This is a genomic window from Micromonospora sp. NPDC004704 (assembly GCF_053601675.1).
In genome coordinates this window covers 13,724-31,175 of sequence record NZ_JBSGCD010000013.1, presented here as the reverse complement: position 1 = coordinate 31,175, position 17,452 = coordinate 13,724, and the positions used below count along the sequence as shown (strand labels likewise).

Below are 17,452 nucleotides of genomic sequence, written 5' to 3'. Positions count from 1 at the left end.
CTCCCACGCAGGCCCCGGTAGGGGCGTCGACCGGAGGGACTTTACGCTCCACCGACGGGCGATGAGAGCGAGCCGGCACCGCCCGATAAGCGCCTCGGACCGGGTCACTATACCGATGGATGGCGTCCTGGCCAGATCTGTCCGATGGAGATTCCATCTCCACCTGGGCGATTTCTACCCTCAGCCAATTGTTGGTCACCTAACGCACAAGTCGCGATAGTCGGCGGTCCGCCAGGGGCTTGCCGCCGGTCTGGCAGGTCGGGCAGTACTGGAGGCTCGAATCAGCGAACGAGACCTCACGCACCGTGTCGCCGCAGACCGGGCAGGGCAGCCCCGTACGCGCGTGCACCCGCAGCCCGGACCGCTTCTCGCCCTTCAACTCGGCGGCCCGTTGCCCGACCGACCGGGCGACCGCGTCACCGAGGACCTGCCGGGTCGCCGCGTGCAGGGCGGCGAGTTGCGTGTCGGTGAGCCGGTCGGTGATCGCGAACGGGGACAGCCGGGCGGCGTGCAGGATCTCGTCGGAGTACGCGTTGCCCACCCCGGACAGGATCTCCTGGTTGGTCAGGACCCCCTTGACCTGTCCGCGCTTGGCGCGCAGCCGTTCGCTGAACAGGGGCAGGTCGGCGGCGAGCGCGTCCGGGCCGAGCCGGGCCACCCCGGGCACCTGCGCCGGATCGGTCACCAGGTACGCGGCGAGCTTCTTCTGCGTACCGGCCTCGGTGAGGTCGAAGCCGGAGCTGTCGTCGAGGCGTACCCGGACCGCGATCGGACCCTTGCCGGGCTTGAGCGGGGCGGTGGACGGGAACGCCTCCCGGTAGTGCAGCCAGCCGGCACGGGCCAGGTGGACCACCAGGTGCAGGCCGTCGTCGAACCGGACGTCGAGGAACTTGCCGTACCGACCGGCGCCGGTCACGGAGCGACCGGACGCGGCCGACGGCGGCGGGTCGTACGTCTTCAGGGCGCTGATGGCGGCGACCTCGAGTCGCTCCACCCGGCGGCCGACCGCGCGCTCGCGCAGATAGGCGCCGAGCGCCTCTACCTCAGGCAGTTCGGGCACGTCACTAACGGTAGCCTCTAGTCGCGTGAAGGTGGTCGTAGCGCACAACCGGTATCGAGAAGCTCAGCCGTCGGGCGAGAACACCATGGTCGATCTGGAGATCGCCCAGCTCACCGGGGCTGGGGTCGACGTGCTGCCGTTCCTGCGCAGCTCGGACGAGATCCCGGCGATGCCCAAGAGCGCGAAGGTGTTGTTGCCGATCTCGCCCATCTACGCGCCCCAGGCGCAGCAGGATCTGAGCCGGTTGATCGAGACCGAACGGCCGGACGTACTGCACCTGCACAATCCGTACCCCCTCCTGTCACCCTGGGTGGTGCGGACCGCGCACCGGCACGGTGTGCCGGTGGTCCAGACGGTGCACAACTACCGGCAGGTCTGCTCCTCCGGGCTGTACTTCCGGGACGGGCACATCTGCCACGACTGCCGAGGACGGGCGCTCGGCGTGCCCGCGATCGTGCACCGCTGCTACCGGGGCTCCCGGGCGCAGAGCGCGCTCATGGCGACCACCCTGGCGGTCCACCGGCCCACGTGGCGTTCGGTCGACCGGTTCATCGCCCTCACCTCCGCGGTCGCCGACCACCTACGCGAGTACGGCATCCCGGACGACCGGATCGTGATCAAGCCGAACGCGATCCCCGATCCGGGCGAGCCGGCCCCGCTCGGCGACGGCTTCCTCTTCTTCGGCCGGCTCTCCCCGGAGAAGGGTCTCGACCTGCTGCTCCAGGCCTGGCGGCAGCACCCCGACGGGTCCCTCGGCCCGCTCCGGATCGCCGGGGACGGCGAGCTGCGCCCACTGGCCGAGGCGGCGGCCCGGGAACGTACCGACATCGAGTACCTCGGCCCGCTGGATCGCGCCGGGGTGTGGGCCGCCGTACGGGCAGCCGCGGTGGTGGTGGCCGTACCGACCTGGCACGACGTACTGCCGACGGTGGTGATCGAGGCGCTCGCCGCCGGCCGACCGGTGCTCGGTACGGCGCTCGGCGGGGTGCCGTACCTGATCGGGATGGACCATCCGCCGACCGCCGCCGGCTGGGTGGTGCCGGCGGAGGCGACCGCCCTGGCCGCCGCCCTGCCCACCGCCCGCGCCGCCGCCCCCGCGCTCGCCCCCCTGGCCCGCGCCCGCTACCTCGCCACCTTCCACCCCGACGTAGTCACCACCCAACTCCTCGCCACCTACCGCTCCCTCATCCACCGGCCGTCGATCTAGGGCAAATACCTGTGACCTGATCTCCGATCACACGTATTTGCCCTAGATCGACGAGGCGAGCCTCGGATAGGCCTCAGCGGAGGGAGGCGCGGGCGGAGAAGGCGATGCTGGCGAGCAGGAAGCCGCCGTTGACCACGGTGAAGGCCGCGATGATCCAGATCGTGGCGGCCGGGACGAGGATCAGGACCAGGGCGGCCACGAAGATCACCGCGCCGTAGTCGCGGATCAGCTTGGCCAGGCGTACCGGCAGACTGGTCGAGGTGACCATGCTGGCGTGGTTCGGACCCGCCTGCATCACCGAGGTGACCAGGTTGACCATCCAGGTCCCGGCGAACGCCGCGACCAGCCAGACCGGGGTGCTCGGGCGCTGCGCCACCGCGGTCGCCCCGAGCGCGGTCACCAGGGCGATCTGGGCCGCCACGTCACAGAGGATGTCGACCCGCGCACCGGCCGGGCTGCCCCGCCCGGTGACCCGGGCGAGCTGCCCGTCGGCACAGTCCAGGGCGTACGCGACCTGCCAGCCGACCAGCGCGATCAGCCCGACCACCCAGGCCGGTACGTCCCCGTCGGCGACCGGCCCGGCCAGCGCCACCACGGCGACCGAGGCGGCCAGCCCGAGCACCAGGTTCCCCATGGTCAACGCGGTGGGGCTCAACCCCAGGCGGTACGCGAGCAGCGCGAAGCCGGCACCGAGGCGCTGGCTGAACGCCTCGCTGAACAGGCCGCCGCCCCGGTTCACCCGGTAGAAGTCGGCGGTGGTCGGACGGGACGGCTCAGCGGAGGTGGTCACGGAGGGCATCGGCGTAGTCTGCCAGCCGGTCGCGGATCCCGTCCGGCGACAGGTCGAGGTGCTCGATGATCGTGTAGCGGTCAGGTCGGGTCCGGGGAGCGTGCAGAACCACGTCGACGAACTGGTCGTCGGTCAGCGCGAGATCGGCCGGCAGGATCGGCAGGCCGTGGCGGTGCAGGCAGCTCGCCATCTGCCGGAACCGGGGCAGGTCACCCCGGAGGAAGGTGCAGAAGAGGCCGCCGAGACCGACCTGCTCGCCGTGCGAACCGGTGCCGAGCCGGAGCAGGTGCATCGCGTGCATGATCTCGTGGCAACCGCCGCTGCACGGCCGGCTGGTGCCGCTGATCGCCATGGCCAGGCCGCTCGCGATCAACGACTCGGCGAGGATGGTGACAAAACCGTCGTCGGTCATGTCGCCGGGATGGTTGATGATCGCCTCGGCGCCGGTACGGGCCAGCGTGGCGGCGAGCCCGTCCACCCGCTCACCGCACATCTCGCGGGCCAGCTCCCAGTCGGCGAGCGCGCTGATGTTGCTGAGCAGCTCCCCGATTCCGGCCCGGTTGTGCAGGTCCGGGCCGGAATCGACGAAGTCCAGGTCGACCACGACCGCGATCGGGATGTGCGCACCGTAGGACGGGCGTCCCCCGTCGTGGTCGAGGGTGGCGATCGGGGAGGCGATCCCGTCGTTGGCGAGGCTGGTCGCCACCGACACCATCGGGATGCCGTACCGGGCGGCGGCGTACTTGGCGGTGTCGATGGTCTTGCCCCCGCCGATGCCGACAACCGCGTCGTACGAGCGGGCGCGGAGCTTGTCGCCGAGTTCGAGGGCGGCGTCCAGGGTGCCACCGGCGACGGTGAACACGTCGGCGGAACCGAGGGTGGGGCGGATCAGTTCGACGATCCGTTCACCCTGCCCAGGGCCGACCACCACCGCCACGTCACCACCGGCGGAGATGCGCTGGTCGGCGAGGAGGGGGCCGAGGTCGGCGATCGCGCCCCGGCGCACCTCGATGATCAGTGGCGTGTTGACCGTACGGGCTAGCAGCGGCACCCGACTCCCCTAACTGCCGGTCGGCCGGTCGTCGGTGCCGGACCCGGTCGCCCACTGCCAGCTCGTGATCTCACGGGCCCGGGTCAGGTCGGCGAGGTTGTCGACCTCGACCCACTCCACGTCACCGATCGGGGTGCCGCGCACCTCACCGCCCCGGTTCGCGTACTCCTGGTAGCCGTCCTCGTAGTAGAGGTTCGGGTCCCGGCGCCAGGTCGCCTCCAGCGCGTCGGCCAGGGCGGGCGCGGCGGCCGGCTCGATCAGGGTGGCGCCGATGTACTCCCCGTACGCGTCGGCCGGGTCCATCAGCTTGGTGATCTTCGTGAGCTGACCGTCGGCGTCGAGGATGGTCTTCATCTCCTCGTCGGCCAGCTTCTTGACGTCGTCGATGGCGAGCAGGATGCCCGGACCACGGTTGGCCAGCAGGGTCCGCTCCACGCTCACCGGGTGCACGGTGTCGCCGTTGACCAGCAACGCCCCCTGGGCGAAGTGGTCCCGGGCCAGCCAGAGGGAGTACGCGTTGTTCCACTCCTCGGCCTTGTCGTTCTGCACCAGGGTCAGCCGTACGCCGTGGCGCTGCTCCAGGGCGGCCTGGCGGTCGCGTACCTCGGAGGCGGCGTAGCCGACCACGACGACCACCTCGGTCAGCCCGACCTCGGCGAGGTTGTGCAGCGCGATGTCGAGGATGGTCGTGCCACCATCGACCGGAATGAGCGCCTTGGGCAGGGTGTCCGTGTACGGGCGCAGCCGGCGCCCGGCCCCTGCGGCGAGCACTAATCCGATCATCAGTGGATCCTCCTTGTGACAACGACTACCGCACGGAGGATAGCCCCGAGGGACAGAACGGCGGTTTCCAGCCGGACCGGGCAGCGGCCGGACCGGTCAGAGGCCGATCGCGTGCAGGGCGGCGAACGCGTCCTCGGCGATCCGGCGGATCATGCCGTCGTTGACGTGCCGGTGCTCGTCCAGCACCTCGATCTCGTGCTCGTTCAGCCAGCGGAACTCCGTGTGCTTGCCCACCTCGAGCCGGGGGCGGGTCAGGTCGCCGTCGACGCGTACCAGGAAGTCGCTCTCCAGTCGGGTGAACCCGTCGTTGCCGGTCCAGGTGTACTCACCGACCAGGCCGAGGACCACCGACACGGTCCAGCCGGTCTCCTCGGTCACCTCACGCGACAGCGCGTCCTCGATCCCCTCGCCGGGTTCCAGGTGGCCGCCGACGATGTCCCAGGTGTCGGGGAAGAGCTTTCGCTGCGGGGACCGGCGCTGGAAGAAGATCCGACCGTCGTCGTCGACGATCAGGGCTCCGGCGCACCGGAGGGGGTCGGTGGGCACGGGTCGAGATTAGTTCCCGGATGTGCGCTGTGAACAGGGTCTATTCCGGGGTGCACCGACGTCGGGGCGGTGCGCGTACCCCTGGTTCGGCGCGCGGGTTGGGACGGAGTCGGTCCCGTTTTCCAGGATTCGGACATCGCCGTGCCGCCGCCGGAGCGGCCGGGGTCGCCCGTACGCTGGGTAGTCATGACTGCCGAGCAGCTGATCTCCTTTGCCCGTGGCGCTCCGTCGCTGGACATCATCGATATCGAAGGGCTGAAGGCCGCGGCCGTACGCGCGCTGGACGCGGACCCGGCCGGCGTCACCGCCTACGGAACGTCGCTGGGCTACCCGCCCCTGCGGGAGTGGATCGCCCGCAAGCACGGCGTCGCGGTGGACCAGGTGCTGGTGACCAACGGTTCGTTGCAGGCCGACGCGTTCCTCTTCGAGCACCTGGTCCGGCCCGGCGACTCGGTGGTGGTGGAACGGCCGACCTACGACCGGACCCTGCTCAACCTGCAGCAGCAGGGCGGCGACCTGCACTCGGTGACCATCCACCCGGACGGCATCGACACCGAGGAGCTGGGCAAGCTGCTCGAGTCCGGGGTACGTCCGAAGCTCGCGCACATCATCCCGAACTACCAGAACCCGGCCGGGGTGACCCTTTCGCTGGAGAAGCGGCGGACCCTGCTCGCCCTGGCAGCCGAGTACGGCTTCACGATCTTCGAGGACGACCCGTACGCGGACATCCGGTTCCGGGGTGAGCAGATCCCCTCGATGCTCTCCCTGGACGAGCACGACGTCGTGGTGCACGCGTCGAGCTTCACCAAGACGGTCTGCCCCGGGGTCCGGGTCGGCTACCTGATCGGACCGGCCGCGCTGATCGCCGAGATCGCCAAGAAGGCCACCAACCTCTACATCTCGCCGGGCATGTTCGCGCAGGCGACCGTCTACCAGTTCTGCGTCTCCGGTGACATCGACCGCTCGATCGAGACGGTCAGCACCGCGCTCGGCGAGCGGGCCCGTCTGCTTGGTGAGGCGCTGCGCGCCCAGATCCCGGGTGTCCGGTTCTACGAGCCGGACGGCGGCTACTTCCTCTGGATCGAGCTGCCCCCGGACGTACGGGTCGACCGGCTGGCGCCGGCCGCCGCCGAGCGTGGGGTCGCCGTGGTCAAGGGCAGTGACTTCCTGATCGAGGGCGGGCACCACGCGCTGCGGTTGGCGTACTCGGCGGTCACGGTCGACCAGATCGAGGAGGGCGTACGCCGGCTGGCCGCCGCGGTGGACGAGGTCCGCGGCCAGAACTGAGCACGGAAAGCGGTACGCAAGAAACGGGCGTTGATCAGAAAGAATCGGCGTCGGCCACTAAAGAACTGTCAGATACCCGACAGAAGTTCGCCTTTGCCGGTCCGGGGGTCCCACCGGACCCGGCAAACGGCCCACAATGCTGCGAGCGCCTGTCGCGTTTCGACCCGGCCACCAGCCACGACGTTGTCCGTGCTGGTCCTGCCGCGTTCGACCGGCAGGACCCAAATGCATAGCCCCCCGCCCCCAAAGGCGCCGGGTGGGCCGACCGCACCTTACCCCCCGACGCGGTCGGTCCACCCGGCGCCGACCCTTCCCCCGGTGCGGTCGGCGTACGGCGACTCTCGGCGTAGCCTGCAAGCCGCGTACCGAGAATCACGGAGGGGGGCGGGCAGGCCCATGGCAGAGCGACTCGACCGGGACCAGACGGGTAGTGACGGGCGGGTCCGGGTCCGACCCCGCTCCTGGATCGAACCGGTCCGGGCGATGGGGCGCAGGCTCAACGCCGACCCCGGCCAGCACCACGCATCCACGCCCGGCGGAGTCCGTACCGGCGTGGTCGACTGCGGCCTCTACGTCGACGGGGTGCGCCAGCCCGGCGAATGGGACTACGCCTCCGCGCTGGCCGCCGCCGAGCAGAATTCCGCCGACGGCAGCAAGTCCAACGCGTTCGTCTGGCTCGGGCTGCACGAGCCGGGTCAGGAGGAGATGGCGGGCATCGCCGAGACGTACGGCCTGCACGAGCTGGCCGTCGAGGACGCGGTCAAGGCCGAACAGCGCCCCAAGCTGGAACGGTTCGGCGAGGTCAGCTTCCTGGTGCTCCGCACCGCCCGGTACGTGAAGCACGGCGAGCTGACCGAGACCTCCGAGGTGGTCGAGACCGGCCAGGTGATGCTCTTCATCGGCCCCCGCTTCGTGATCAGCGTCCGGCACGGTGACGCCTGCCGGCTGGCCGCCGTCCGGGCCGACCTGGAGGGCAAGAAGGAGCTGCTGGAACAGGGACCGTGGGCGGTGGCGTACGCGGTCACCGACCGGGTGGTCGACCTCTACCTGGAGGTCGCCGACCAGGTAGAGGCCGACCTGGACACCCTGGAGGCCCAGGTGTTCTCGGTCAAGGCGCACGGCCGGATCCAGCGGATTTACCAGATGAAGCGTGAGCTGGTCGAGTTCAAGCGCGCGGTGGTCCCGCTGCAACGGCCGCTGATGATGTTGACCGGCACGGTCAACCGGGACGTGCCCAAGGAGATCCGGCGTTACTTCCGGGACGTCCAGGACCACCTCACCCGGACCGTCGAACAGGTCAACTCGTACGACGACCTGCTCAACTCGATCCTGCAGGCGCGACTCGCCCAGGTCACCGTCGACCAGAACAACGACATGCGCAAGATCGCCGCATGGGCCGGTATCGCCGCCGTCTGGACCGCGATCGCCGGTGTGTACGGCATGAACTTCGCGTACATGCCGGAGACCCAGTGGAAGTACGGCTACCCGGTGGTGGCCGCCCTCATGGTGGCGATCTCGTTGGGGCTCTACCGCTGGTTCCGGCGCAACCGCTGGCTCTGACCGCTCGCGAGCGGTCAGCTCCGGCTGTTGCCTGCCGGTCCGGTGCCGAGCAGCCCGTCGGGCTTCGCCCCGGCCTTGGCGGTGGACTTGGCACCGTCGGCCGTACCGGCGGTAGTGGAGATCTTCTCCCCGGCTACCGCGGTCCGGTCCCGGACCTTCTCGATGGTGACCGGCTTCGGCTTCGTCGCCCCCGCGGCGCTCTCACCGGAGGGTCGACCGGCGCCACCGGCGCTGGAGCTGAGGCCGCCACCGGCGGTCGCCCGACCATCGCTGCGGCTCGTCTCCGGTGCCGGCAACGGCTCGTACGTCTCCCAGTGCTCCTGGTGCCGGCGGCGCATGGCGACCGCCCCCACCGCACCGGCCACCGCGCCGGCCGCGAGCAGTCCGGTGAGCATGGTCCAGCGCCGACGTGACGTGTTCGACTTCCGCTTGTTCTTCGGCATCGCTCTCATCATCTTCTTCTTAGATCCCGTCAGGTTCCCGATCCCCGTCCGACCGGTGCCCGTGCCGGCCTGGCGAGCGCCGGCCAACGCGGCCACGGCGAGAGGCGCGATCGCGGTCATGGTCGATCCCCAACCATCGGCTGCCGTCTGCGCGACCTTCGTCGCGGTCGGCGCGAGGTAGTTGCGGGCCACCTGTACGCGGGGGCCGACGGTCGCGCCGACACCCTCCGCCGCGTGGCCGGCAGCCTGCCTGATGTGACCGAAGCCCTCACCCAGCTCGGTACGGACGAGCTGCGTGTGGGACTTGCGGCGCCCGAATCCAAACACCGGTCTCCACCTCCTCGGGTTGTTCCTCCGTCATCCTCCACCTTTGGATGCCTCCGCACGGCCGGAACGGGCACATGGGAGGATCCGCATGGAAACTGACCCGTGCCTGCCGGTCTGCGTCCCCCGGCCGGCAAGTCCACGACGATCGAGGAGTACCCCGTGGCCGAGGCCATTTACGCCACCCTGCACACCAACGCCGGTCCGATCCGGCTGGAACTTTTCCCCAACCACGCGCCCAAGACGGTGCGCAACTTCGTCGAGCTCGCCGAGGGCACGAAGGAGTACACCGACCCGCGCACCGGGCAGCCGGGCAGCGGGCCGTACTACGACGGCACCATCTCGCACCGCGTGATCAGCGGCTTCATGGTCCAGATGGGCGACCCGACCGGCACCGGCCGGGGTGGCCCCGGTTACAACTTCGGTGACGAGTTCCACCCGGAGCTGCGCTTCGACCGGCCGTACCTGCTCGCGATGGCGAACGCCGGACCGGGCACCAACGGTTCGCAGTTCTTCATCACCGTGGGCCCGACCCCGCACCTGAACAACCGGCACACGATCTTCGGCCAGGTGGCCGACGACGACTCGGTGAAGGTTGTCGACTCGATCGCCAACACCCCGACCGACCCGGCCGACCGGCCCCGTCAGGACGTGGTGATCGAGCGGGTGGAGATCGAGCGCATCGGCGACTGACCACCGACCGGGGTACCCTTTGCGTGCATGAGCGAGAGCACCCCGAGTGCAGCGAGGTGGCGGGCGTTGAGTAAGCGCAGTGAGGTGGCCGCGTGAGCGAGTCGCCCCCGACCACCCCGGTCTGCTATCGCCATCCGGGTCGGGAGACCTGGGTCCGGTGCACCCGGTGCGACCGGCCGATCTGCCCTGATTGCATGCGGGAAGCGTCGGTCGGGCACCAGTGCCCGGAGTGCGTTTCGGAAGGCCGGCGTACCCAGCGGCCGGCGCGTACCGCCTTCGGTGGCGGTGCCGCCGGCCGCGCCGGGTACGTGACCAAGACCCTGATCGGCCTCAACGTGCTGTTGATGCTGATCTCGATCGCGTCGGCCGGTGGCGGCGACGCGGTCGCCGGTGGCGGGCTCGGCGGACTGCTCGGCGGCGGCACCCCGCTCACCCGGTGGGGCTCGGTGCTGGGCTTCGCGTCGTACCAGCCGTTCGGCGCCCCGCACGGAGTCGCCGCCGACGAGTACTACCGCCTGTTCACGGCCATGTTCCTGCATTACGGGATCGTGCACCTGCTGCTGAACATGTGGGCGCTCTGGATGCTCGGCCGCACCCTGGAGGCGACCCTCGGGCCGCTGCGCTTCCTCGCGCTCTACCTGATCGCCGGGCTCGGCGGGAACGTGGCCGCGTACCTGTTCTCCGCGCCCAACGCCCAGACCGTGGGCGCCTCGACCGCCATCTTCGGGCTCTTCGCCGCGCTGTTCATCATCATGCGCCGGATGGGTCGGGACACCTCGGCGGTGGTGCCGGTCCTCGTGGTCAACCTGGTCTTCACCTTCGCCGTGCCCGGCATCTCGATCGCCGGGCACCTCGGCGGCCTGGTGATCGGCGCACTGATGGCGCTGGTGCTCGCCTACGCCCCGCGAATGCGCCGGTCCGTCTTCCAGGCCACCGGTGGTGCGGTGATCGTGATCGCGCTGATCGGTCTGACCGTGCTCCGGACCTCACTGCTGCTCGGCTGACGACCGGCGGCCCGAGGTGGGCCACCAACGTCGGCGCGACCCCGCCGGATCAGGCGGGGTCGGCGGCTCCTCGGCCGGCGCCGAACTTGGCCGCGCGCAGGGCGTCGGCCACCTCGCCCGGCTCGGCACCGAGGTCGTGGCGGCTGAAGAAGTGCAGTGAGTCACCGGCGTCGAGTTCCAGGGTGTCCGTACGCAGACCGAGGCGGGGCCGGTTGTCCACCGCTATCCGTTCGATCTGGGTCCAGGCGAGGTGCCGGCGACCGGCGAATCCCCTGATCACGGTCACCCCGGCCGGGTCGACGGCGAGCCTCTCCGGAGCGACCAGGTCGCGTACGGCCCAGCCGAGCAGTCCGACGGCGGCCAGCACGGTCACCCCGATCGGCACCGGGTCTCCGCCACCGAGCAGCAGGCCCAGCCCGACCAGGACCACCGCACCGGTGACCTTCAGTACGGGCACGGCGGGGCGAACCCGCCAGCGGGTCGGCGTCACGCTCTGATCGGGGTGCACCGATCCAGGATGCCAGGATCGCGGGGCGGCGAGCCAGCCCGCGTACGATCGGAGCAGGCTAAGTTACCGGGGAGTTGTGATGAGAGACGCGGTCATCGTCGGCGCGGTACGCACCCCGGTCGGGCGACGCCGGGGCGGTCTGGCCACGGTCCATCCGGTCGACCTGTCCGCGCACGTGCTGCGGTCGTTGGCCGAACGTACCGGCCTGGATCCGGCTGATGTGGACGACGTGATCTGGGGCTGCGTCTCCCAGGTCGGCGAGCAGGCGTGGAACGTGGGGCGCAACGCCGTACTCGGTGCGGGCTGGCCGGAGTCGGTGCCCGGCACCACGCTCGACCGGCAGTGCGGTTCGAGCCAGCAGGCGCTGCACTTCGCCGCCGCCGCGGTGATCTCCGGTCAGGCCGAGCTGGTGGTGGCCGGCGGGGTGGAGTCGATGACCCGGGTGCCGATGGGCAGCAGCATCCAGGTGCCCGCCTCCGGCACCGACGGGCTGCCGTACGGCGACCAGGTACGGGCCCGCTACCGGGGGGTGGACGGCTTCGCCGCCTCGGATCCGGTGCCGTTCAACCAGGGGATCGGGGCCGAGTTGATGGCGCAGCGGTGGCGGCTGTCCCGTACCCAGCTCGACGAGTTCGCGTTGGCCAGTCACGAGAAGGCGGCCGCCGCCCAGGACGCGGGCGCGTTCGACCCGGAGATCGCCCCGGTCCCGGTCGCCGACGGCGGCAAGGTCGCCGCCGACGAGGGCATCCGCCGGGACACCACGCTGGCCCGGCTGGCCGAACTGGCCACCCCGTTCCGGCCCGACGGTGTGGTCACCGCCGGTTCGGCATCGCAGATCTCGGACGGTGCCGCCGCGCTCGCGGTGACCAGTTCGGAGTGGGCCGGTCAGCACGGCCTGCGACCGTTGGTCCGGATCCACACCGCGGTGGTCGCCGCCGACGACCCGGTGATCATGCTGACCGGACCGATTCCGGCCACCGCGAAGGCGCTGCGCCGGGCCGGACTGGGCATCGAGGAAATTGGGGTGTACGAGGTCAACGAGGCGTTCGCCCCGGTGCCACTGGCCTGGCTGGCCGAGACCGAGGCAGACCCGGACCGGCTCAACCCGCGCGGCGGCGCGATCGCCCTCGGCCACCCGCTCGGCGGCTCGGGCGCCCGCATCATGACCACGATGTTGCAGCACATGAGGGACAACGGCATCCGGTACGGCCTCCAGACGATGTGCGAGGGCGGCGGCATGGCCAACGCCACCATCGTGGAGCTGCTGTAGTTGTTTGTCCGCTTATGGGCATCCGACGCGCCGTCGGAGCATGGACTTGCCATCGTGGAAGTTCTGTAATTTCACATTCATCCATGCCTGCGCCACGTCAGATTCAGGTGACGTCTCGTTGGATATCGCATGGACCTCTTCTTCCGAACGTTCCTGCCGGCTGCGGCGGAGGCGGGGTTGGCCGAGCCGATTCTGAGCAGGCACCTGCCGGTTTTCCGGCGGTGCGTGGCCGCCGACGACGCCACGGTCCTGGTTGCCCGCTGCATCCGACCGGACGCGCCGGTGTCCGGCGGTCACCTGCTCCTGCTCACCGGCCACCGGCTGGTGGTGACCCAGCAGAGCCGCCTGTTGCACCGGCTCAGCCTGCACCTCAACACCGATCTGCGGCACCTCAACAACGTCAGTTGGGCCCCGGACCCCCGGCTGCCCGTCATGGAGTTCACCGCGACCGCGGTGGACGGCGTCCGGGAGCGCTACCTGATCAGAGCCGGCCGGCGGCAGCCGGTGGTGCATCTCGACGCCCTGCTCGACCACGTGTTCCTCGGTGCCGGCGTACCCGAACCGCAGGCGGCGACGCGCCAGAAAGAGGCCCGTCGGCCGAAGTTCAGCCCGGCCGTGGCGATCTGAGTCGACCCGCCGCGCGAACCGCCGTACCGGATCCGTACAGAACTCGAACAGAGCCGCCATGTCCGGCCCGCCCGGAGTCGGCCATCATGGTCGGGTGACGGACGACGTACCCGCTCGTGGACTCGTCCTGGTAGTCGAGGACGAGCCGGCCATCGCCGATCTGGTCCGGCTCTACCTGGTCCGGGACGGATTCGGTGTGCACGTCGAACGGGACGGCACCGCCGGGCTCGCCGCCGCCCGACGGCTGCGCCCGGTCGCCTGCGTACTCGACATCTCGCTGCCCGGACTGGCGGGCACCGAGATCTGCCGCCGGTTGCGCGAGGACGGGGACTGGACCCCGGTCATCTTCCTCACCGCCCGCGACGACGAGACGGACCGGATCGTCGGGCTGGAACTCGGCGCCGACGACTACGTGACCAAGCCGTTCAGCCCACGGGAACTGGTCGCCCGGATCCGGGCCGTACTGCGCCGGGCGGCGGGGCCGCCGGACCGGACCGAACGCCCGCGCGCCGCCGGGCCGGTCACCCTCGACCCCGCCCGGCGTACGGTGGCCGTCGCGGGCGCCGCGGTGCAGCTCACCTCGACCGAGTTCGACCTGCTCGCGCACCTGATGGCCCGGCCCGGCCGGGTTTTTACCCGGGACGAGCTGCTGGCCGCCGTCTGGGGTTACGCGGCACACGCCGGCACCCGGACCGTGGACGTGCACGTCGCGCAGGTACGCGCCAAGCTCGGCGCCGGTGCGGACGTGATCCGGACCCACCGGGGAGTCGGGTACGCCTGTGCCGACTGACCGGCAGGGCCCCCACACGCACCCGTCCGCCGAGGTCCCGTCCGACCTGCCACCCCCGCGTTGGTGGCGGGTCGGCCGTACCCTGTCCGCCCGTGCGGTGCTGGTCAGTTGCGCGGTGGCACTGGTGTCGGTGCTGGTCACCGCCGCGGTGGCCGGACCGCTGGCGGCCAACGCGGCACAGCGCCAGGCCCGGGAGGCGCTCTCCGCGCAGGCTCGGTTGGCCGCCGAGACCCTCCGTCTGCGCCTCGACCGTGGCCGTACCGCCGACGAGGAACGGATCATCCGGCAGTTGCGCAACCAGGACATCGACGCGTACCTGATCCGGGCCGGGGTGGCCGACCGGCCGGGTCTGCCGGCACGGGTGGTCGACCAGGTAGGTGCCGGGCGGAACTTCTCCGGCCGCCGTACGGTCGCCGGTGTTCCGTCACTGGTCGAGGGACGCACCCTGCCCGGCGGCAACGGGGTGGTGCTTGCCCGCCCGGTCTCCACCGGACTCTCCTGGGCGGTGCTCGGCAGCCTCTGGTTACCGCTGCTCGCGGGACTCGCCGCTGGCGTCGTCGCCGGTGTGCTGCTCGCCCGCCGGCTGGCCCGGCCGATCCACGACGCGGCCGTTGCCGCCGGGCGGCTGCGCTCCGGTGACCGGACCGTACGGTTGCCGGTCGAGCCACCGCAGGAGGTGGCCGACCTGGCGTACGCGTTCAACCAGCTCGCCGCCGCGCTGGCCGGCAGCGAGGGCCGGCAGCGCGAGTTCCTGCTCTCGGTCTCGCACGAGCTGCGCACGCCGCTGACCGCGATCCGGGGTTACGCCGAGGCGATCGCCGACGGGGTGGTCGGCCCGGAGGGGGCGCAACGCGCGGGACAGACCATGCTCGCCGAGGCCGAACACCTGGACCGGCTGGTCAGCGACCTGCTGGCGCTGGCCCGGCTGGAGGCGGTCGACTTTCCACTCGAACCGATTCCGGTCGACCTCGCTCGGCTGGTCGCCGACGCGGCCGAGACCTGGGGAGCCCGGTACGCCGGCCTGGGGGTGCACCTCGGTACCGAGGTGCCGGACGGGCCGGTGTCGGCGTACACCGATCCGGGACGGATCCGGCAGGTCGTCGACGGGCTGCTGGAGAACGCGCTGCGGGTGGTACCGCCGGGTGCGCCGGTGGTGCTCGCCGTGGCGGTCGCCCCGGACGGCGGCGGGGTGATCGAGGTACGCGACGGCGGGCCCGGTTTCACCGACGACGACCTGGCGGTGGCCTTCGAGCGGGGTGCGCTGCACCAGCGCTACCGGGGCGTACGCAAGGTCGGCAGTGGGCTCGGACTGGCGCTCGCCGCCGGTCTGGTCCGCCGGCTCGGCGGCCGGATCGACGCCGGACACGCGCCCGAGGGCGGTGCCCGGTTCACCGTCTGGCTGCCACCGCCCCGCTGATCCACCGGCTCATCCGGGGTCGGGTGGGAGGGCGACGCCGACGTAGTCGCGGAACTCGACCCGCCAACCCGGCGGTACGAGCCGGGTGCAGTCGGCACGGATCCCGGTGCAGACGATGGCGTCCACACTGGACGGGCTGGCCGGTGGCCGCTTGGGCAGCACCGACTGCAACGCCACGATCTCGCGTTCGGCACCCCCGTCCCCGTCGCGCAGGAGCAGCCACCACGGGTACTCCCAGTTGTCGTTCTGCTGCACCAGGCCGATCCGTCGCGCGTCGGTCGCCCGTACCCGGTCGGCGGCCCACCGGAACTCGTCCGCCCACTGTGGACGCCGCAGGAACCGGGTGTCCCAGTCGGAGGTGGTGAACACCGAGCCGTGGCCGACGAGCCGGCGGGGGAAGCCGTACGACACGGCGAGCACGCCGGCCAGCGCCGAGCCGGCGAGCAGGGCGACCGCCAGGACGACCGCCACCGAGCGCCGGCCCGGTCGGTCGGTGGTCGTCCTGTCCCGGGTACGCGCACGCAACAGCGCGTCCAGCCAGAGCCCGGCCAGCGGCACGGCCATCACCAGCGCGTACAGCAGCAGTCGGTTCCCCCACGGTTGCCACTTGATCATCGCGCTGTGCAGCAGCAGGGTCACCGCCACCGTCACCGCGTACGCCCGCAGCGCACCCGGCCGGTCCGGACTGATCCGACGCGGGCGGACCAGCGCGAACACGCAGCCGATCAGCGCCAGCGCGCCGGCGATGGGGAACGCGACCCGGTCCTCGTCCGGGTACCACGCCTGGACCGGGAACGTGGTCTTGCCGAACGTGGTCGCCCGGTCCTGCGGGTCCACCCCGATCAGCCGCGCCCCGCCCTCGATCGCCTCGGCGGGTGCGTCGCCGACCACACCGGCAGGGGTGCCGGTCAGCGCGCTCAGCGGTGTGTCCAGCGCGGTCTGCCCGATCCGCAGGGCGTTGACCAGGATCGAGCCGGGGTCGTGCCGCTGCATCGGGATCGACTCGCGCAGCCGGGGCGGCCCGAGCGGGTTACCGAACTCGGCCGTGACCCGGAGCAGGAACGGTCCGGTGACCACCGCCGCGACCAGCAGGATCACCACCGAGGCGAGCCCGGTGGACCACACCGCCCGGCCTCGACCGGGGTGGGCGCCGGTCCAGCCGAGCCGGAGTTGGGCGAGCGCCCACAGGACGAGCAGCGGACCGGCGCCGAGCAACCCGCTCGTCTTGGTGACCGCGATCAGCCCGGTGGCCGTACCGAGGGCGAGTGCCGTACCGGCGGTGACACGTCGGGTCAGCCCGTCGAGGACCAGCGTCGCCAGGCAGGCCACCCAGGCGGCGGTGACCAGGTCGGTCTGGGTGCTGGTGGCCTGGAGTACGACCATCGGGGTGGTGCCGACCAGGAACGCGGTGAGGAGCTGGGCGCGCCGGCCGCCGCCGAGCTGGGCGGCGATCCGGGCGGCCAGCAGCAGGCAGCCCACCCCGGCGGCCCACTGGACCAGGTTGTAGAGCCCGTCGCCGCCGGTGAACAGGCGCAGGTGCAGCAGCAGGTATTCGGCGCCGGGCGGGATGGTGACCTGCCGGTGGATGGCGGTCGGCCAGAACTCCAGCGACCCCTGGGCCACCCAGTGTTCGATCTTCGGCAGGTGGTACGTCTGGGAGTCGAAGTTGTTCGGCTCGGCCAGCAGGGCGACGACGAGATCGACCAGGAGCAGGCCGGCGACCGTACCGGCGAGCAGTTTTTCGCCCCGGCTCGCCGTACGCCAGGCGGAGCGGAACCGGTCGCGGACCGGCGCCCACCGACCCGGCCCCTCGCGGCGACGGCGCAGTACGGCCAGGGCGACCGCCGCGACCAGGAAGATCAGCCAGGCGAGCGCGATCGCCGGAAGCGTCAGCGCGTCGAGCGCACCGAGCAGCTCCACGGCGAGTACGGCGTAGGCGCCGGTGGCCAGCGCGGCCCGGACGGCGGCCAACCGGTACGGTCCGACGGTGGTACCCGTGGCCGGGCGTACCGCGTACAGCAGGGACAGGTACCCGAGGAGGGGCACCACCACGAGCGCGGACGACGCAGCCGGCATGGCGGGAAGTAAACAC

General features: G+C 71.3%; 17 protein-coding genes. 9 read left to right on the top strand and 8 right to left on the bottom strand.

The window, feature by feature from the left end:
• Positions 1 to 199 precede the first annotated feature (199 nt).
• Positions 200 to 1,060, bottom strand: coding sequence for an Fpg/Nei family DNA glycosylase (locus tag ACWEFB_RS19385; RefSeq protein ID WP_452287189.1), 861 nt, complete (start codon positions 1,058 to 1,060; stop codon positions 200 to 202).
• Between the two features lie 25 nt (positions 1,061 to 1,085).
• Between ACWEFB_RS19385 and ACWEFB_RS19380 the strand changes: the two genes are divergently transcribed.
• A complete protein-coding gene (locus ACWEFB_RS19380; RefSeq protein ID WP_452287187.1) occupies positions 1,086 to 2,267 on the top strand; it encodes a glycosyltransferase in 1,182 nt (393 codons plus the stop codon).
• Between the two features lie 73 nt (positions 2,268 to 2,340).
• On the opposite strand, the gene ACWEFB_RS19375 is transcribed toward ACWEFB_RS19380, so the two are convergent.
• The 4 genes from ACWEFB_RS19375 to ACWEFB_RS19360 all read right to left on the bottom strand — a co-directional run bounded on the left by ACWEFB_RS19375 (position 2,341) and on the right by ACWEFB_RS19360 (position 5,437).
• Positions 2,341 to 3,057, bottom strand: coding sequence for a CDP-alcohol phosphatidyltransferase family protein (locus ACWEFB_RS19375; protein ID WP_452287430.1), 717 nt, complete (start codon positions 3,055 to 3,057; stop codon positions 2,341 to 2,343).
• Positions 3,041 to 4,108 carry an iron-containing alcohol dehydrogenase family protein gene (locus ACWEFB_RS19370; RefSeq protein WP_452287186.1) on the bottom strand — a complete coding sequence of 356 codons (1,068 nt, stop codon included), beginning with the start codon at positions 4,106 to 4,108 and terminating at the stop codon, positions 3,041 to 3,043. Before ACWEFB_RS19370 ends, ACWEFB_RS19375 begins: the two co-directional genes overlap by 17 nt.
• 9 nt (positions 4,109 to 4,117) lie before the next feature.
• On the bottom strand, positions 4,118 to 4,891 hold the full coding sequence (locus ACWEFB_RS19365) for a phosphocholine cytidylyltransferase family protein (RefSeq protein ID WP_452287184.1): 774 nt from the start codon (positions 4,889 to 4,891) through the stop codon (positions 4,118 to 4,120).
• Between the two features lie 96 nt (positions 4,892 to 4,987).
• Positions 4,988 to 5,437: an NUDIX hydrolase gene (locus ACWEFB_RS19360; RefSeq protein ID WP_452287182.1), complete on the bottom strand. Its 450-nt coding sequence runs from the start codon at positions 5,435 to 5,437 to the stop codon at positions 4,988 to 4,990.
• Between the two features lie 186 nt (positions 5,438 to 5,623).
• Between ACWEFB_RS19360 and ACWEFB_RS19355 the strand changes: the two genes are divergently transcribed.
• A complete protein-coding gene (locus tag ACWEFB_RS19355) occupies positions 5,624 to 6,724 on the top strand; it encodes an aminotransferase-like domain-containing protein (protein WP_326561759.1) in 1,101 nt (366 codons plus the stop codon).
• Between the two features lie 396 nt (positions 6,725 to 7,120).
• Positions 7,121 to 8,284, top strand: a complete 1,164-nt coding sequence (corA, locus tag ACWEFB_RS19350) for a magnesium/cobalt transporter CorA (protein WP_452287180.1) — start codon at positions 7,121 to 7,123, stop codon at positions 8,282 to 8,284.
• Between the two features lie 14 nt (positions 8,285 to 8,298).
• On the opposite strand, the gene ACWEFB_RS19345 is transcribed toward corA, so the two are convergent.
• Positions 8,299 to 9,054, bottom strand: coding sequence for a hypothetical protein (locus ACWEFB_RS19345; protein WP_452287178.1), 756 nt, complete (start codon positions 9,052 to 9,054; stop codon positions 8,299 to 8,301).
• 159 nt (positions 9,055 to 9,213) lie between these two features.
• On the opposite strand from ACWEFB_RS19345, the gene ACWEFB_RS19340 reads away from it, so the two are divergent.
• Together ACWEFB_RS19340 and ACWEFB_RS19335 are read left to right on the top strand one after the other, a co-directional pair.
• The gene (locus ACWEFB_RS19340; RefSeq protein ID WP_326561756.1) at positions 9,214 to 9,744 is read left to right on the top strand and encodes a peptidylprolyl isomerase; all 531 of its coding nucleotides are present in this window, start codon (positions 9,214 to 9,216) and stop codon (positions 9,742 to 9,744) included.
• A 92-nt stretch (positions 9,745 to 9,836) separates the two neighbouring features.
• Positions 9,837 to 10,748, top strand: coding sequence for a rhomboid family intramembrane serine protease (locus ACWEFB_RS19335; protein WP_326561755.1), 912 nt, complete (start codon positions 9,837 to 9,839; stop codon positions 10,746 to 10,748).
• A 49-nt stretch (positions 10,749 to 10,797) separates the two neighbouring features.
• On the opposite strand, the gene ACWEFB_RS19330 is transcribed toward ACWEFB_RS19335, so the two are convergent.
• A complete protein-coding gene (locus ACWEFB_RS19330) occupies positions 10,798 to 11,256 on the bottom strand; it encodes a PH domain-containing protein (RefSeq protein WP_452287175.1) in 459 nt (152 codons plus the stop codon).
• Positions 11,257 to 11,335: 79 nt separating this feature from the next.
• On the opposite strand from ACWEFB_RS19330, the gene ACWEFB_RS19325 reads away from it, so the two are divergent.
• The 4 genes from ACWEFB_RS19325 to ACWEFB_RS19310 all read left to right on the top strand — a co-directional run bounded on the left by ACWEFB_RS19325 (position 11,336) and on the right by ACWEFB_RS19310 (position 15,360).
• Positions 11,336 to 12,526 carry a thiolase family protein gene (locus ACWEFB_RS19325; RefSeq protein ID WP_452287173.1) on the top strand — a complete coding sequence of 397 codons (1,191 nt, stop codon included), beginning with the start codon at positions 11,336 to 11,338 and terminating at the stop codon, positions 12,524 to 12,526.
• Positions 12,527 to 12,655: 129 nt separating this feature from the next.
• On the top strand, positions 12,656 to 13,153 hold the full coding sequence (locus ACWEFB_RS19320; RefSeq protein WP_452287171.1) for a hypothetical protein: 498 nt from the start codon (positions 12,656 to 12,658) through the stop codon (positions 13,151 to 13,153).
• A gap of 94 nt (positions 13,154 to 13,247) precedes the next feature.
• Positions 13,248 to 13,943 carry a response regulator transcription factor gene (locus ACWEFB_RS19315; RefSeq protein WP_452287169.1) on the top strand — a complete coding sequence of 232 codons (696 nt, stop codon included), beginning with the start codon at positions 13,248 to 13,250 and terminating at the stop codon, positions 13,941 to 13,943.
• Complete coding sequence (locus tag ACWEFB_RS19310; protein WP_452287167.1) at positions 13,933 to 15,360, top strand: sensor histidine kinase; 1,428 nt, start codon at positions 13,933 to 13,935, stop codon at positions 15,358 to 15,360. The genes ACWEFB_RS19315 and ACWEFB_RS19310 overlap by 11 nt, the downstream gene beginning before the upstream one ends.
• A 9-nt stretch (positions 15,361 to 15,369) precedes the next feature.
• On the opposite strand, the gene ACWEFB_RS19305 is transcribed toward ACWEFB_RS19310, so the two are convergent.
• Entirely contained in the window at positions 15,370 to 17,436 is a 2,067-nt protein-coding gene (locus tag ACWEFB_RS19305) for a hypothetical protein (protein ID WP_452287165.1), read from the bottom strand.
• Between the last annotated feature and the right edge of the window lie 16 nt (positions 17,437 to 17,452).

Excerpts from the sequence above, each read along its gene's own strand:
- ACWEFB_RS19365 (WP_452287184.1), bottom strand. The coding sequence starts at position 4,891 with ATGATCGGATTAGTGCTCGCCGCAGGGGCCGGGCGCCGGCTGCGCCCG.
- ACWEFB_RS19355 (WP_326561759.1), top strand. The coding sequence starts at position 5,624 with ATGACTGCCGAGCAGCTGATCTCCTTTGCCCGTGGCGCTCCGTCGCTG.
- corA (WP_452287180.1), top strand. The coding sequence starts at position 7,121 with ATGGCAGAGCGACTCGACCGGGACCAGACGGGTAGTGACGGGCGGGTC.
- ACWEFB_RS19325 (WP_452287173.1), top strand. The coding sequence starts at position 11,336 with ATGAGAGACGCGGTCATCGTCGGCGCGGTACGCACCCCGGTCGGGCGA.
- ACWEFB_RS19320 (WP_452287171.1), top strand. The coding sequence starts at position 12,656 with ATGGACCTCTTCTTCCGAACGTTCCTGCCGGCTGCGGCGGAGGCGGGG.
- ACWEFB_RS19305 (WP_452287165.1), bottom strand. The coding sequence starts at position 17,436 with ATGCCGGCTGCGTCGTCCGCGCTCGTGGTGGTGCCCCTCCTCGGGTAC.